General features: G+C 66.8%; 11 protein-coding genes. 4 read left to right on the forward strand and 7 right to left on the reverse strand.

Going from position 1 to position 13,427, the window contains the following annotated elements; translation table 11 throughout:
- Positions 1-286: 286 nt before the first annotated feature.
- Positions 287-1,033 (reverse strand): class I SAM-dependent methyltransferase, encoded by a 747-nt coding sequence (locus R2C4_RS12700; RefSeq protein ID WP_058286046.1) that lies wholly within the window; start codon positions 1,031-1,033, stop codon positions 287-289.
- Positions 1,034-1,088: 55 nt separating this feature from the next.
- On the opposite strand from R2C4_RS12700, the gene gloB reads away from it, so the two are divergent.
- From gloB to R2C4_RS12715, 3 genes are all read left to right on the forward strand, one after another.
- Positions 1,089-1,862, forward strand: a complete 774-nt coding sequence (gene gloB, locus R2C4_RS12705) for a hydroxyacylglutathione hydrolase (RefSeq protein WP_141890909.1) — start codon at positions 1,089-1,091, stop codon at positions 1,860-1,862.
- Positions 1,863-2,038: 176 nt separating this feature from the next.
- Entirely contained in the window at positions 2,039-4,363 is a 2,325-nt protein-coding gene (gene clpA, locus R2C4_RS12710; RefSeq protein WP_141890910.1) for an ATP-dependent Clp protease ATP-binding subunit ClpA, read from the forward strand.
- A complete protein-coding gene (locus R2C4_RS12715; protein WP_141890911.1) occupies positions 4,363-5,340 on the forward strand; it encodes a M23 family metallopeptidase in 978 nt (325 codons plus the stop codon). Before clpA ends, R2C4_RS12715 begins: the two co-directional genes overlap by 1 nt.
- A gap of 364 nt (positions 5,341-5,704) precedes the next feature.
- Here R2C4_RS12715 and R2C4_RS12720 read toward each other — a convergent pair whose 3' ends face one another.
- The 3 genes from R2C4_RS12720 to R2C4_RS12730 all read right to left on the reverse strand — a co-directional run bounded on the left by R2C4_RS12720 (position 5,705) and on the right by R2C4_RS12730 (position 9,349).
- Positions 5,705-7,546: a peptidoglycan -binding protein gene (locus R2C4_RS12720; RefSeq protein ID WP_141890912.1), complete on the reverse strand. Its 1,842-nt coding sequence runs from the start codon at positions 7,544-7,546 to the stop codon at positions 5,705-5,707.
- A gap of 3 nt (positions 7,547-7,549) precedes the next feature.
- Positions 7,550-8,740 (reverse strand): hypothetical protein, encoded by a 1,191-nt coding sequence (locus R2C4_RS12725; protein ID WP_058286051.1) that lies wholly within the window; start codon positions 8,738-8,740, stop codon positions 7,550-7,552.
- A gap of 78 nt (positions 8,741-8,818) precedes the next feature.
- Positions 8,819-9,349, reverse strand: a complete 531-nt coding sequence (locus R2C4_RS12730) for a gamma-glutamylcyclotransferase (protein WP_141890913.1) — start codon at positions 9,347-9,349, stop codon at positions 8,819-8,821.
- Between the two features lie 67 nt (positions 9,350-9,416).
- Here R2C4_RS12730 and R2C4_RS12735 point away from each other — a divergent pair, with 67 nt between their 5' ends.
- On the forward strand, positions 9,417-10,415 hold the full coding sequence (locus R2C4_RS12735; RefSeq protein ID WP_141890914.1) for a DUF2125 domain-containing protein: 999 nt from the start codon (positions 9,417-9,419) through the stop codon (positions 10,413-10,415).
- A 119-nt stretch (positions 10,416-10,534) separates the two neighbouring features.
- Here the strand turns inward: R2C4_RS12735 and R2C4_RS12740 are convergent, their stop codons facing one another.
- Genes R2C4_RS12740 through hisC form a run of 3 tightly spaced genes read right to left on the reverse strand, consistent with a single transcriptional unit; the run spans position 10,535 to position 13,367 of the window.
- Positions 10,535-11,353 (reverse strand): extensin-like domain-containing protein, encoded by an 819-nt coding sequence (locus R2C4_RS12740; RefSeq protein WP_141890915.1) that lies wholly within the window; start codon positions 11,351-11,353, stop codon positions 10,535-10,537.
- Positions 11,350-12,270: a prephenate/arogenate dehydrogenase family protein gene (locus R2C4_RS12745; protein ID WP_141890916.1), complete on the reverse strand. Its 921-nt coding sequence runs from the start codon at positions 12,268-12,270 to the stop codon at positions 11,350-11,352. Before R2C4_RS12745 ends, R2C4_RS12740 begins: the two co-directional genes overlap by 4 nt.
- Complete coding sequence (gene hisC, locus R2C4_RS12750; RefSeq protein ID WP_039949367.1) at positions 12,267-13,367, reverse strand: histidinol-phosphate transaminase; 1,101 nt, start codon at positions 13,365-13,367, stop codon at positions 12,267-12,269. The genes R2C4_RS12745 and hisC overlap by 4 nt, the downstream gene beginning before the upstream one ends.
- Positions 13,368-13,427 lie beyond the last annotated feature (60 nt).

Here is a 13,427-nt window from a genome sequence, read left to right on the forward strand (position 1 = left end):
GGGGCGTTGAAATCAGCGTGGGTCTAGCAGAGCGGATGCGACCTATCAACTGCCTATAACGGTAACGGATAAAAGCATGTTTCACGTGTTTTCAAAGGCTTGCGGGAAGTGCGGCCCTTTGACCACAGTCGTTAGATAAAAAAGTGCGGCTGAACTGCAGAATTTGGCGATTCCGGAAAGCGGCATTTGCGTCAAAAACCGTCACACATCGCTGCCCGGGCCGCTTTTGCCGCGCTGCAGCGTCGCTGCGGACAGTTTCAGGGAATCGAAATCCGCGCCCTCTGGGTCAGGCCGGTTCCGGCATCGGATTGGACAGGCCTTCCAGCACCCGGATGCGGCTGGGCGTCTTGGAGCGGATCATGTGGCCCTTCTGCGGGTAGGTCTGCTTGCTGACTTCGACCATGAACACCCCGCCGGCCAGTATCGCGGGCAGTTTGCGGCCCATCTTCTCCAGCATGGCGCCGGATTTGAGCCAGAACCGCTTGTGGCTGGGCAGCCGGTACAGCGCTGCGGTGTGCTGCTCGATGGCGAACTGATGCTCGCGCAGCTGGCCTTCGAGCTGGCGCAGCGTGTAGGGGCGGCCATAGCCGAACGGAGTGAGGTCCGAGCGCGCCCAGAACCCGGCCCGGTTCGGAACGATGAAAATCGCCCGCCCGCCCGGCCCCAGCACCCGCCAGCATTCCTCCAGCAGGCGGGAGGGCCGTTCCGAGGTCTCCAGCCCGTGCAGCAGCACCAGCCGGTCGATCCGGCCGGTATCGACGGGCCAGCTGGTCTCCTCGCACAGCACCGAGACATTGGGCATCCCCGCAGGCCATTGCATCACCCCCTGCGGTCCCGGCATCAGCGCCATCACCCGGCGCGCCTCCGGCAGGTAAGGCCGCAGCAGCGGCGCGGCAAAGCCGAAGCCCGCCACCGTCAGCCCCTCCGCCTCCGGCCACAGCTCCAGCAGGCGGCCGCGGACCGACGCCTGCGCCGCACGGCCCAGCGTGCTGCGGTAGTAAAAGTTCCTCAGATCCTGCACATCAAGATGCATTGCGGGCGCCTGCTGCTTCGGCCAATCTGGGCGCAGTTTAGCAATGTAAAGGCGAATGACCATGCCTCTTGAGATCATCACCCTGCCCTGCTTGTCCGATAACTATGCCTTTTTGATCCACAATCCGGCCTCGGGCGAGACCGCGCTGGTGGATGCGCCGGAGGCCGGTGCGGTCAGGGCCGCCCTGTCGGAGCGCGGCTGGGGGCTGGACTGGATCCTGCTGACGCATCATCACTGGGACCATGTGGACGGCGTGGCAGAGCTGCGGGAGGCTTATGGCGCCAAGGTGATCGGCGCCGAGGCAGACGCGCACCGGCTGCCGCCGCTGGACAAGGCGGTGAAGGATGGCGGCACCTTCAGCCTCATGGGCGAAGAGGTGCAGGTGATGGATGTGTCCGGCCACACGGTGGGGCATATCGCGTTTTACATCCCCGCAGCGGAGGCGGTGTTCACCGCCGACAGCCTGATGGCACTGGGCTGCGGGCGGCTGTTTGAAGGCACAGCGCAGCAGATGTGGGCCAGCCTGTCGCGCCTTGCCGCGCTGCCGCCGCACACCGTGGTTTACTCGGGCCATGAGTACACCCAGGCTAACGCTGGCTTTGCGGTCACCGTGGATCCCGGCAACCCGGCGTTGCAGGACCGCGTCCGCGATATCGCACGCGCGCGGGAGAAAGGAACCCCGACTGTGCCGTCGTCCCTGCAGCTGGAACTTGACACCAATCCGTTCCTGCGCGCCGCAGATAGCGCTATCAGGGCACATTTGGGCATGGAAGACGCTGAAGACGCAGAGGTTTTTGCCGAAATCCGCAAGCGCAAAGACAATTTCTGAGCAAATCAAGGGTCCCAGCGCGCAACAGGGAGAAAATAATTGTGACCCCAAAATGAAGAAAAGCCCTTGAAGCCGGCGCTCTATCAACCAAACTCTAACCATATAAGCACATGGTTGAACTGAGGGGTTGGTTAATACCGCCCCGCCGGCCAACCCAAGATCAGAGGAGCACGCCCGTGCCTTCATTCTCGAGCACCCTGGAACAGGCCATTCACGCAGCGCTGGCGCTGGCGAATGAACGCCGTCATGAATTCGCAACCCTGGAACATCTGCTTCTGGCCCTGATCGACGAGCCCGACGCGGCCCGCGTGATGCGCGCCTGCAGCGTCGACCTGACGGAATTGCGATCCTCTCTGGTGGAATTCGTGGATGAGGATCTTGCCAATCTGGTCACCGATATCGACGGATCGGAGGCGGTGCCGACCGCCGCCTTCCAGCGCGTCATTCAGCGCGCCGCGATCCATGTGCAAAGCTCCGGCCGCACTGAGGTAACGGGGGCGAATGTGCTGGTCGCCATCTTTGCCGAACGCGAAAGCGACGCCGCCTACTTCCTGCAGGACCAGGAGATGACCCGTTACGACGCGGTGAACTTCATCGCCCATGGCGTTGCCAAGGACCCGGCCTACGGGGAATCCCGCCCGGTCACCGGCGCGACGGAGCAGGAAGAGGACAACCTGACCACCGCGCCCGAAGGCGAAAAGAAGGAGTCGGCGCTGGCCAAATACTGCGTCGACCTGAACGCCAAATCCCGCAAAGGCGACATCGATCCGCTGATCGGCCGCGACCTGGAAGTGGAGCGCTGCATCCAGGTGCTGTGCCGCCGCCGCAAGAACAACCCGCTGCTGGTGGGCGACCCCGGCGTCGGCAAGACCGCGATTGCGGAAGGCCTGGCGCGCAAGATCGTCCAGGGCGAAGTGCCGGATGTTCTGTCGGAAACCACTATCTATTCGCTCGACATGGGCGCGCTCTTGGCGGGCACCCGCTACCGCGGCGATTTTGAGGAGCGGCTGAAGGCCGTGGTCTCCGAGCTGGAGGACCACCCGGACGCGGTGCTGTTCATCGACGAGATCCACACCGTGATCGGTGCAGGCGCCACCTCCGGCGGCGCGATGGATGCGTCGAACCTGCTGAAACCTGCGCTGCAGGGCGGCAAGCTGCGCACCATGGGCTCCACCACCTACAAGGAGTTCCGCCAGCACTTCGAGAAGGACCGCGCGCTCTCCCGCCGGTTCCAGAAGATCGACGTGAACGAGCCGACGGTCGAGGACTCAATCGAGATCCTGAAAGGGCTGAAACCCTATTTCGAAGAGCATCACGGCATCAAGTTCACCGGCGATGCGATCAAATCCGCAGTTGAACTGTCGGCGCGCTACATCAACGACCGCAAGCTGCCGGACAAGGCCATCGACGTCATTGACGAGGCCGGCGCCGCGCAGCATCTGGTCATCGAAAGCAAGCGCCGCAAGACCATTGGCGTCAAGGAGATTGAGGCGGTGGTGGCGAAGATCGCGCGCATCCCGCCCAAGAACGTCTCCAAGGACGATGCCGAGGTGCTGAAGGACCTGGAGAAATCGCTGAAGCGCGTGGTTTTTGGCCAGGACGATGCGATCACCGCATTGTCGAGCGCGATCAAGCTGGCCCGGGCCGGCCTGCGCGAGCCTGAGAAACCGATCGGCAACTACCTGTTTGCAGGCCCCACCGGCGTCGGCAAGACGGAGGTGGCCAAGCAGCTGGCGGACCAGCTGGGCGTGGAACTGCTGCGGTTCGATATGTCGGAATACATGGAGAAACACGCGGTTTCCCGCCTGATCGGCGCACCGCCGGGCTATGTCGGGTTCGACCAGGGCGGCCTCTTGACCGACGGTGTCGACCAGCACCCGCACTGTGTGCTGCTGCTGGACGAGATCGAGAAGGCGCATCCGGATGTCTACAACATCCTGCTGCAGGTGATGGACAACGGCCAGCTGACCGATCACAACGGCCGCACCGTGAACTTCCGCAACGTGATCCTGATCATGACCTCCAACGCGGGCGCCTCCGAACAGGCGAAGGCCGCCATCGGCTTTGGCCGCGACCGCCGCGAGGGCGAGGATACCGCCGCCATCGAGCGCACCTTCACGCCGGAGTTCCGCAACCGCCTGGATGCGGTGATCTCCTTCGCGCCGCTCGGCAAGGAAGTGATCCTGCAGGTGGTCGAGAAGTTCGTCCTGCAGCTGGAAGCGCAGCTGATGGACCGCAACGTCTCGATCGAGCTCACCCGCAAGGCGGCCGAATGGCTGGCCGACAAGGGCTATGACGACCGCATGGGCGCCCGCCCGCTGGGCCGGGTCATCCAGGAGCACATCAAGAAGCCGCTGGCAGAGGAGCTGCTGTTCGGCAAGCTGACCAAGGGCGGCGTCGTCAAGGTCGGCATCAAGGACGGCAAGCTGGATCTGCGCCTGGAGGGTCCGGGCAAGCCGCGGATTTCCGGCGACCGGCCGCCGCTGCTGACCGCGGACTGATGCGCCCTGCCGGGCTGCTGATCGCCATATCGCTCGCCGCGCCCGCCGCGGCGGGCGATTTTCGTTTGCAGTTCCCGCTGGATTGCACCTTGGGCCAGGACTGCCACATCCAGCAGTTCGTGGACCATGACGCGGGCCCCGGGGCCGCGGATTTCACCTGCGGCACGCTCAGCTATGAAGGCCACAAGGGCACGGACATCGCCCTGCCCTATCTGTCGGACATGCGGGCCGGCGCCACGGTCCGCGCCGCCGCGGATGGCGTGGTTCTGGGCACCCGCAACACCATGCCGGATCAGTATGCAACTGCGGAAAATGCCGCCGCCATCGACGGCAAGGAGTGCGGCAACGGCGTCGTGCTGCAGCACGGCGGCGGCTGGGAAACCCAGTATTGCCACATGAAGCGCGGCTCGATCCAAGTCCAGAGCGGCATGAAGGTCAAGGCCGGCGATGCCTTGGGTGAAGTCGGCCTGTCCGGCAAGACCGAATTCCCGCATCTGCATCTGTCTGTGCGCAAGGACGGCGCGGTGGTGGATCCCTTTGCGCCGGACAGCACCGGCACCTGCGGCGCTGCCGCTGGCCCGTCGCTGTGGGCCGATCCGCCGGATTACCGGCCCGGCGGGGTGCTGGGCGCGGGCTTCAGCACCGCCATTCCCGAATACCAGGCGGTCAAGGATGGCACCGCCGGCCAGGCGCCGCTGGCCGCGGATGCGCCAGCCTTTGTGTTCTGGGCCTATGCCTTCGGCGGCCAGGCGGGCGACACGCTGGAACTGACGGTGACCGGTCCCGAAGGCGCGTTTGTGAGCCGCCGCGACGCGCTGGAAAAGGATCAGGCGCAGTTCTTCCGCGCCACCGGCCGCCGTCTGCGCGGCGCATCCTGGCCTGCGGGCCATTACACCGGCACGGCGCGGCTGCTGCGCGGCGGCAGCGAGGTGGACAGTTTCAGCAGCAGCATGACGCTTGCGGACGCCCCGCAGTAACGTGTTCCGTATCACGGCACCGCATCTGCAGGGGCAACAGCCCCGGCAGATGCGCGGCCCAACGGGCGCGGACGCCCCGCAGAGGCGGCCCGGCGCCGGGCGGGAGCGCGCCGGAAACCGGCGCAGAGGCTGCGCCGCGCAAACTGTTTTCCTTCAAAAGTTGATAACTCCCGCAGCCGCAATAGTTTTAAAAGAGCCCTACTGCCCGGTGGGGCAGCAACCCGTGTGTAACTAGTAGCTTGTCTCCAATAGTGAAGCGGGTTGCACCTCCCGCCGGCGGCAGCGGCGCAGCCCTCTGGGCGGGCCACGGGCGCCAGCCGCAGCGCGGAGCCGTTCCGCAAAGCTGCTGCCGGGTTCTGCCGGGTTACTTTTCGGTGAACTTCAGCTCGATCCGCCGGTTCTGGGCGCGCGCCTCCGGCGTGTCCGCAGAGTTCACCGGCTGGTACTCGCCAAAACCGTTGGCCGCCAGCCGCGAGGGCGGCACTCCCAGCGCCTCCACCATGTAGCGCACCACCGACAGCGCCCGCCCCTGGCTGAGCTCCCAGTTGTCGTTGAATTTCGGATGCGCGCCAAGGGGCCTGTCATCGGTATGGCCGTCCACCCGGATGATCCAGCTGATCTCCGGCGGGATCGCCGCCACCACGCTTTGCAGGATCGACACCACCTTGGCGATCTCCACCTTGCCCTCGGACGACAGGGTGGCGCTACCGGGTGCAAACAGCACCTCGGAGGCAAAGACAAAGCGGTCGCCCTGGATGCGGACGCCCTCCTGGGTGCCCAGAAGATCGCGCAGGCGGCCAAAGAACTCCGACCGGTAGCGCTCCAGATCCTGCGCCTTGCTGGCCAGCGCCGCGGTTTCGGCTTCCAGCCGCTTGCGCTCCTGTTCTTCCAGCAGCCGCCGCCTGCGCTCCTCTGATGCGGCGCGGGCGAGGGCTGCGTTCAGGTCCTGGCCCAGGTTCTGCAGCTGCACCTGCTGGGCGGCGTCGCGGGACTGGTAATCGTCCAGAATGGCCTGCAAGCCCCCCAGCTGCTCGCGCAGCGCTGCCACCTGCTGGTTCAGCAGCGCGGTTTCGCGGCGGGCGTCCTCTGACACCGCCTTCTCCTGCGAGAGCGCCTGCCGCGCCTGGGCCAGCAGGGCTGCGCGCTCTTCGGCACGGCTCATCTGCTCAGCGGCGCCGGCCTCCGCCGTCTCCTGCGCGGCGGCTGCCGCCAGCAGCCGCTGGCGCAGCACGTCCAGCTCGCTGGCCTGGGTGTCCGCCGCGGCCAGAGCCGCCTTGGCCTCGGCCAGCTCTGCCGCCAGCCGTCCGGCCTCAGCATCAGAACCGGCGCGGGCCGTTTCCAGTTCAGAGAGCTGCGCATCCAGCTGCTTCTTTGCGGCTTCGGCCGCGGCCAGCAGGGTCAGCGTGTCTTCCGCCTCCTGCCGCTGCGCCTCCAGCGCCAGGGTCATGGCGGTCAGTTCGGCATCTGCGGATTGCAGCTTTTCGCGCAGGGCTTCGGCGGCGGCGGCCTGCACCATCCGGGCCGCTTCCTCGGCGCTCAGCTGCTCCTGCAGGCCCGCGATTTCCTTGGAGTTTGCTGCCTCCTCTGCCTCAAGGCTGGCGATCAGCGCTTCCATCGCCTCGCGCTCGGCTGCCGCCAGCCGGGCGGCTTCGGTCTGGGCATCTATCTCGCCGCGGGCCTGCGCCAGCGCCAGGTTCAGCGCCTCCTGCTCGCTCAGCAATGTGTCGCGGGCGGCCTCCAGGCTTTGGCGTTCGGCGCTCAGATCCGCCACCCGCGCCTCAGCCGCATCGCGGCTGGCGATCAGGGCGGCCACCTGCGCCTCGAAGCTGGTGATGCGGCTGGCGGCCTCGGCCAAGTCACCGGCCTGGCGGTCGCGTTCGGCGGTCAGCGCGGAGATCAGCCCGCGGGCCTGCGCCAGATCCTGTTCAGCAGTGTTGAGGGTCGAGGTCAGCGCCCCCAGCCGGGCGTTCAGGCGGCTGTTCTCGCGTTCTTCCAGCCCCAGCGCGGAGGCCAGCGCGCTGACTTCGGCGGAGAGCTCATCCAGCTGGCTTTCCTGGCCCGTGATGGTCTCGCGCAGCACGAATTGCACCACCATGAAGATGGTCAGCACAAACATCAGAACCAGCAGCAGCCCGGTCATCGCATCGACGAACCCGGGCCAGATCGAGGCCTGGAACCGCTGTCCTGTGCGCCGGGAGAGGGCCATCGGTTACTCCCCCGCGTCCCGGCCCGGCAGGCCGCCGCGCGAGAGACCGCGCGGGCGGGCAAAGGCCTTGATCATCAGGTCGATGTCCTTGCGCAGCTCGGCCAGGCTTTCCTGGCGGCCGGCCGAGATTTCTTCGAGGATGCGCAGCATCTGCACGTCGATCGAGCGCAGCCGCATCCGGCTTTCGGCGTCGATCGCCCCCTGCTCTCCTTGCGCGCGCAGGATTTCCGTCAGGGCCTCCTGCCCGACCGCCACCCGGTCCAGCGCCGCGGTGATGGTGCCGGTCTGGTCCTGACGGCGGTTCATTTCCTGAATGGTGTCCACCAGGTCGCTCAGCTTTTGATCCACCGCCGCGCGGCCTTCGGACGTTTCGGCAAACATCGCCTGCAGCGCGTCCATCTGTTCGGCCATGTTATCAAGTACCTGGGACACCACGCCGCTGTCCCCGGCGCCGTCCTCGCCGGAGGAGAAGCTGACCCGGGTGATCGAGGAAAGCCATTCCTCCAGCTCGCGGTAGAAGCGGTTCTGGCCGTGGCCTGCGAACAGCTCCAACAAGCCCACGATCAGCGAGCCGGCCAGACCCAGGAGCGAGGAGGCAAAGGCCACGCCCATGCCGCCCAGCTGCGCCTCAAGGCCGGTCATCAGGCGGTTGAAGACAGACAGGCCTTCTTCGCCCTCCTGCGGTGCCAGGCTGCGGATGGTGTCAACGACGGCGGGAACAGTGGTGGCCAGACCATAAAAGGTGCCCAGAAGACCGAGGAAGATCAGCAGGTTGACAATGTAGCGGGTGATCTCGCGGTCTTCGTCGATGCGGCTGGCGACGGAGTCCAGTATGGAGCGGGTCGAGGCGGAACCCAGCTGCATCCGGGCGCTGCGCGTTGCCAGCAGCGAGGCCAGAGGCGCCAGTATCGACGGCGGGCGGCGGTGCTCCTGATTGTCGCCGGCGGCAAAGCGTTCGATCCAGCGCACCGAGCCGATAAGCTGCACCACCTGCCAGAAACAGGCCAGCACCCCGATCACAAACACGAAGACGATGAAGCCGTTGAGCCAGGGGTTGGCCTGGAACACCGGCAGCACCCGCGGCAGCGCCACAAAGGCGCCAAAGCCCGAGAGCCCAAGTGCGATCAGCATCATGATGATCTGCCGCACCGGCTGGGAGAATTGCGGCCGGGTTTTGCGGTCTGGCTGCGCCATACGTCTTGGCTCCTGACACTTTTGACTGCTCTTATTGCGTTCGCAGCCTATAAGCAAAGTGTCAGAAGCGCCAAGGCTTTATGCGGTGATTTCCCGCACCCGGCCGGCCAGCCAGTCCAGATCGTTGTCGTGCAGACCGATCTCGGCCAGATGCTCGGCGGTGTTGTAGAGGTATTCGGTGTTGGGGCCGCGCCCGCCAACCGCATGGGCGATGATCTGGGCCTGCTCCTCCAGGCTGAGACCGCCGCAATACTGCACATGATGCGGGTCGATCACATAGGTCACGGCGGTGACCACGGAGCCATCCGCCAGCTCCACCTGCAGATCGCGCTCCAGATAGGCGGAGGAAATCAGCTCGCGCTCACGCAGTTCCGCTAGGGTCTGGTCTTCGTGACCGGCTTCGACCGCCAGCGCGATCCCCTTGCAGTGCGCGTCTTCGACGGCATCCAGCGCCAGCACCAGGCCCGGCTTTTCCTCGCTGCCGCGGTGATGGATCGAGGACATGCAGAAGGAGCGCGCATAGCCGTGCAGCACCGCAACCTCGCGCCGCGCCACCGGGAAACCGGGGTTCCAAAGAAGTGATCCGTATCCGAATACCCACATGGTCATGTCGTCTGGCCCTTTTTGCTGCCCCCCTATAAACAGCAATCCTGTTGCGGACAAAAGAGGCTATCCGATGCGCCTGGCAAAACTGCTGATGGCCGCTCTGGCGGTGTGGAGCCTGTACTGGGCGGCGGCGGCCTGGGGGCTGCGCACGGGGATCGCAAGCTGGTTTGCCCAGCAGGAGCGGCAGGGCTGGCAGGCAGAACACTCCGGACTGGAAACCAGCGGCTACCCGCTGCGGCACCAGACCCGGATCAGCCGCCCCGCCCTGGCAGATCCCCGCACCGGAACAGCCTGGCGGGCGGACTGGCTGGAGCTGGACAGCCCCGCCGCCTGGCCCGGGCGGCTGGAGCTGCATTTCCCGGCGACGGCGCAGCGGCTGTCCTATTTCGACCGCACCGCGGTGATCACCGCAGAGGGGCTGCAGGCCAGCCTGCACCTGAAGCCCGGCGCGGCGCTGGAGCTGGAGCAGATGGCCGCCGTTGCCGGCAGCTGGCAGATCGAGCGCGGCGGCGAAACGGTGCTGAGCGGCGCGGCGCTGGACCTGCGCATGGTGCAAACGGACAGCCCCGAGACCTACCGGATCAGCGCCGGCGCGCAGGAGTTTGCGCCGCGCGCGGCCTGGCGGCGGCTGCTGGCCGCCAGCGCGCCGCTGCCGGAGCGGTTCGATACGCTGGCGCTGGAGATGACGGTTGGTTTTGACGCCCCCTGGGACCGGTCAGCGCTCGAACAACGGCGGCCGCAGCCGCGCCGGATTGACCTGAAACTGGCCGATGCCCGCTGGGGCGATCTGCGGCTGAAAGCAACGGGCACGCTGACGGTGGACGAAGAGGGGCTGCCCGCGGGGGAAATTGCGCTGCAGGCGGAGAACTGGCGCGGGCTGGTGCTGATGGCCGAACGCACCGGCGCGCTGCCGCCTGCCCTGCGCGGCACGGTGGAGCGGGTGCTGGGCCTCTTGGCGGAGACCAGCGGCAACCCCCGCGACCTCGACATTACCCTGGGGTTCCGGGACGGTTATGTGACGCTCGGCCCGCTGCCCCTGGGCCATGCGCCGCGGCTGATCATCCGCTGACCATGCGCCCGCCAGCAGCCTGCGCGGCGCTGGCAAGGGCGGGATCCTGCGAGGCTCTGCCTCGCGCTCCGGGATATTTCCGGCCAGAAGAACACGGGACGCCCGGCAGGCCCGAACCCTTAGCGGCAGTAGGAGCCGCCGCGGTGGCGGGCGATGTCCAGATGGAAGTGGTCCTTGTGGTAACGGTCGGCCTCAGGCCCCAGCACGGTGCCGAAGGGGCCGCAGGCCGCGCGCCAGATCTTCTTCAGCTTCTTGCGCGTCTTGCGCTGTTGCCAGCCGTGCAGGACGGTGATGGTCTCGCCGCTGGCAAGGGTAAAGCCGGAAATGTCGATCGCCCGGCCCCTGCCGTGTTCGGAGATCTTGGCGCCCGGGCGGTTGTTGCGGGTGCGGCAGGCGTAATGGGCCGCGACCCGCAGGCCAACGACCTTGTTGCGGCGCCCGAAGGCGGTTTCGACCTCGCGGTTGATCCAGGTCTTCAGCGCCCGGGCGGTGTTGCAGGTCATCAGCGAGGTCTGGCTGAGGCGGACCCCGGCAATTTCGCGCACCCTGACCGCATCCTTGACGCCGCAGCCGGGCAGTGCTCCGGTGACGCTGCCCGCATCATCCCCCTGAATGTCGATGTCGCCGCAAACCGAGCCCCTGCGCCGCTGGCGGCGCTTGAACAGCACCTGCTCTGACAGGCTGTCCGGGCGCGCGAAGGGCACCAGGGAATCTCCGGGGGCCAGCAGAGGCAGGCCGGCGGGGCGGGCCGCTGCTGCCAGGCGCTGCTCGGATTGCGGGCGGGCGGCCGGGCGCATGCCGGGCACGGGGTCCAAGGCAGCCGGCAGCCCCGCGTCTGCTGCCGGGCGTTCGGGCGGCTCCAGCGAAGCGTCCGGCGTTGCGGCCTGCGCGGCGCCGCCAAACAGGCCCGCCAGGATCAGCACGCCCGCGCGGATCATTTCTTCTGCCCCCGGCCGAAGTCCGGCGCGTCGGTGTCCTGGCCGGCCTCGATGATGCCGCGGCGGATGGCGCGGGTGCGGGTGAAGTAGGCGTGCAGATGCTCCCCGTCGCCGGTGCGGATGGCGCGCTGGAGGGCAAAGAGCTCCTCCGTGAAGCGGCCGAGGATTTCCAGCGTGGCGTCCTTGTTGGTCAGGAACACGTCGCGCCACATGGTGGGGTCGGAGGCCGCGATACGGGTGAAGTCGCGGAAACCGGCGGCGGAATACTTGATCACCTCGCTGTCGGTCACCCGGCGCAGATCGTCTGCGACGCCGACCATGGTGTAGGCGATCAGGTGCGGGGTGTGCGAGGTGACGGCCAGCACCAGGTCGTGGTGGTCGGCGTCCATCTCATCGACATGGGCGCCCATACCCTCCCACAAGGCCCGCAGGCGTGATGTCGCCTCCGGATCGGTGCCCTCGACCGGGACCAGCAGCGACCAGCGGTTGTCGAACAGTTCGGCAAACCCGGATTCGGGGCCGGAATGCTCGGTGCCTGCCAGCGGGTGGGCGGGCACGAAATGCACGCCCTCGGGGATATGCGGCAGCACCGCCTCGATCACGTGACGCTTGACCGAACCCACGTCAGACACGGTGGCGCCGGGTTTCAGAACCGGTGCGATGTCCTCCATCACCGGCCCCATCGCGCCGACAGGAACGCAGAGCACCACCAGATCGGCGTCCTGCACCGCCTCCCGGGCGCTGTCGCAGACGCGGTCGCACAGGCCGATGCGGCGGGCGGTGTCACGGGTCTCAGCGCTGCGGGCATAGCCGGTGACCTCGCCTGCCAGCCCGGCGCGTTTCATGGCCCAGAACATCGAGGACGCAATCAGGCCCAGGCCGATCAGCGCGACGCGGCCGTAAACTTCTCCGCTCATGCCTGAACCTCTTTGGCCTTGCTCTCTTTGAATGCCTTGACGCCCTGCGCGATGCGGCGGCAGGAGTCCTCGTCGCCGATGGTGATCCGCAGCGCGGCGGGCAGGTTGTAGCCCGCCACCCGGCGCACGATCAGCCCCTGCGCCTGCAGATGCAGATCGCAAGCCTCCGCCTCTGCCTGGCTGGAGAACCGGGCCAGGATGAAGTTGGTGCTGGAGACATCCGACGGCACGCCAAGCTCCGCCAGCGCATTTGCCAGCCAAGCACGCCATTTGGCGTTTTCGGCCCGGCAGTAATCCACGTAATCCGTATCGCGCACCGAGGCCTCTGCCCCCGCCAGCGCGGTGCTGGAGACGTTGAAGGGGCCGCGCACCCGGTTCAGCACGTTGATGATCTCCCTGGGGCCGTAGCCCCAGCCGATCCGGGCGCCGCCCAGCCCGTAGATCTTGGAGAAGGTGCGGGTCATGAAGACGTTGCTGCGGGCGCCGATCAGCGCGGCGCCGGCATCAAAACCCTCGACATATTCGGCATAGGCGCCGTCCAGCACCAGGAGCGCACCATCGGGAATGCCATCTGCCAGCCGCGCCACCTCGGCCTCGCTGATCATGGTGCCGGTGGGGTTGTTGGGGTTGGCGATGAAGACCAGCTTGGTGCGTGCCGTGCAGCCCGCCAGCAGCGCGTCCACGTCGGTGATGCGCTCGCGCTCCTTCACCTCCACCGGGGTGGCACCGGCAGCCAGCGCGCTGATGCGGTACATGGCAAAGCCGTGTTCGGTATAGAGAACTTCATCCCCCGGCCCGGCATAGGCCTGGCACAGGAAAGCGATGATCTCATCGCTGCCGGCACCGCAGATGATCTGCTCCGGCTCCAGCCCGTGCACCTCGCCGATGGCCTGCCGCAGCGCCGCGTGATCCGAACTGGGATAGCGGTGCATATGGGCGGCCGCCTCCTGCATCGCCTGAATTGCGCGCGGGCTGGGGCCAAAGGGGTTCTCGTTCGAGGAGAGCTTCACAACATTGCTCACCCCTTTCACATGGGCAGCCCCGCCCTGATACAGAGCGATGTCCATGATACCGGGCTGCGGTGTGAGTTGGGTCATAATACGGGCTCCTTAATTCCAACCCGTCATAACGGCCCAAACGCGGACGGGGAAGCACCA

It is taken from the genome of Leisingera aquaemixtae (assembly GCF_006740765.1).
Lineage (GTDB): Bacteria > Pseudomonadota > Alphaproteobacteria > Rhodobacterales > Rhodobacteraceae > Leisingera > Leisingera aquaemixtae.

Excerpts from the sequence above, each read along its gene's own strand:
- R2C4_RS12720 (WP_141890912.1), bottom strand. The coding sequence starts at position 7,546 with ATGGCCCTCTCCCGGCGCACAGGACAGCGGTTCCAGGCCTCGATCTGG.
- R2C4_RS12730 (WP_141890913.1), bottom strand. The coding sequence starts at position 9,349 with ATGACCATGTGGGTATTCGGATACGGATCACTTCTTTGGAACCCCGGT.
- R2C4_RS12735 (WP_141890914.1), top strand. The coding sequence starts at position 9,417 with ATGCGCCTGGCAAAACTGCTGATGGCCGCTCTGGCGGTGTGGAGCCTG.
- gloB (WP_141890909.1), top strand. The coding sequence starts at position 1,089 with ATGACCATGCCTCTTGAGATCATCACCCTGCCCTGCTTGTCCGATAAC.
- R2C4_RS12700 (WP_058286046.1), bottom strand. The coding sequence starts at position 1,033 with ATGCATCTTGATGTGCAGGATCTGAGGAACTTTTACTACCGCAGCACG.
- hisC (WP_039949367.1), bottom strand. The coding sequence starts at position 13,367 with ATGACCCAACTCACACCGCAGCCCGGTATCATGGACATCGCTCTGTAT.
- R2C4_RS12725 (WP_058286051.1), bottom strand. The coding sequence starts at position 8,740 with ATGGCGCAGCCAGACCGCAAAACCCGGCCGCAATTCTCCCAGCCGGTG.
- R2C4_RS12745 (WP_141890916.1), bottom strand. The coding sequence starts at position 12,270 with ATGAGCGGAGAAGTTTACGGCCGCGTCGCGCTGATCGGCCTGGGCCTG.
- R2C4_RS12715 (WP_141890911.1), top strand. The coding sequence starts at position 4,363 with ATGCGCCCTGCCGGGCTGCTGATCGCCATATCGCTCGCCGCGCCCGCC.
- R2C4_RS12740 (WP_141890915.1), bottom strand. The coding sequence starts at position 11,353 with ATGATCCGCGCGGGCGTGCTGATCCTGGCGGGCCTGTTTGGCGGCGCC.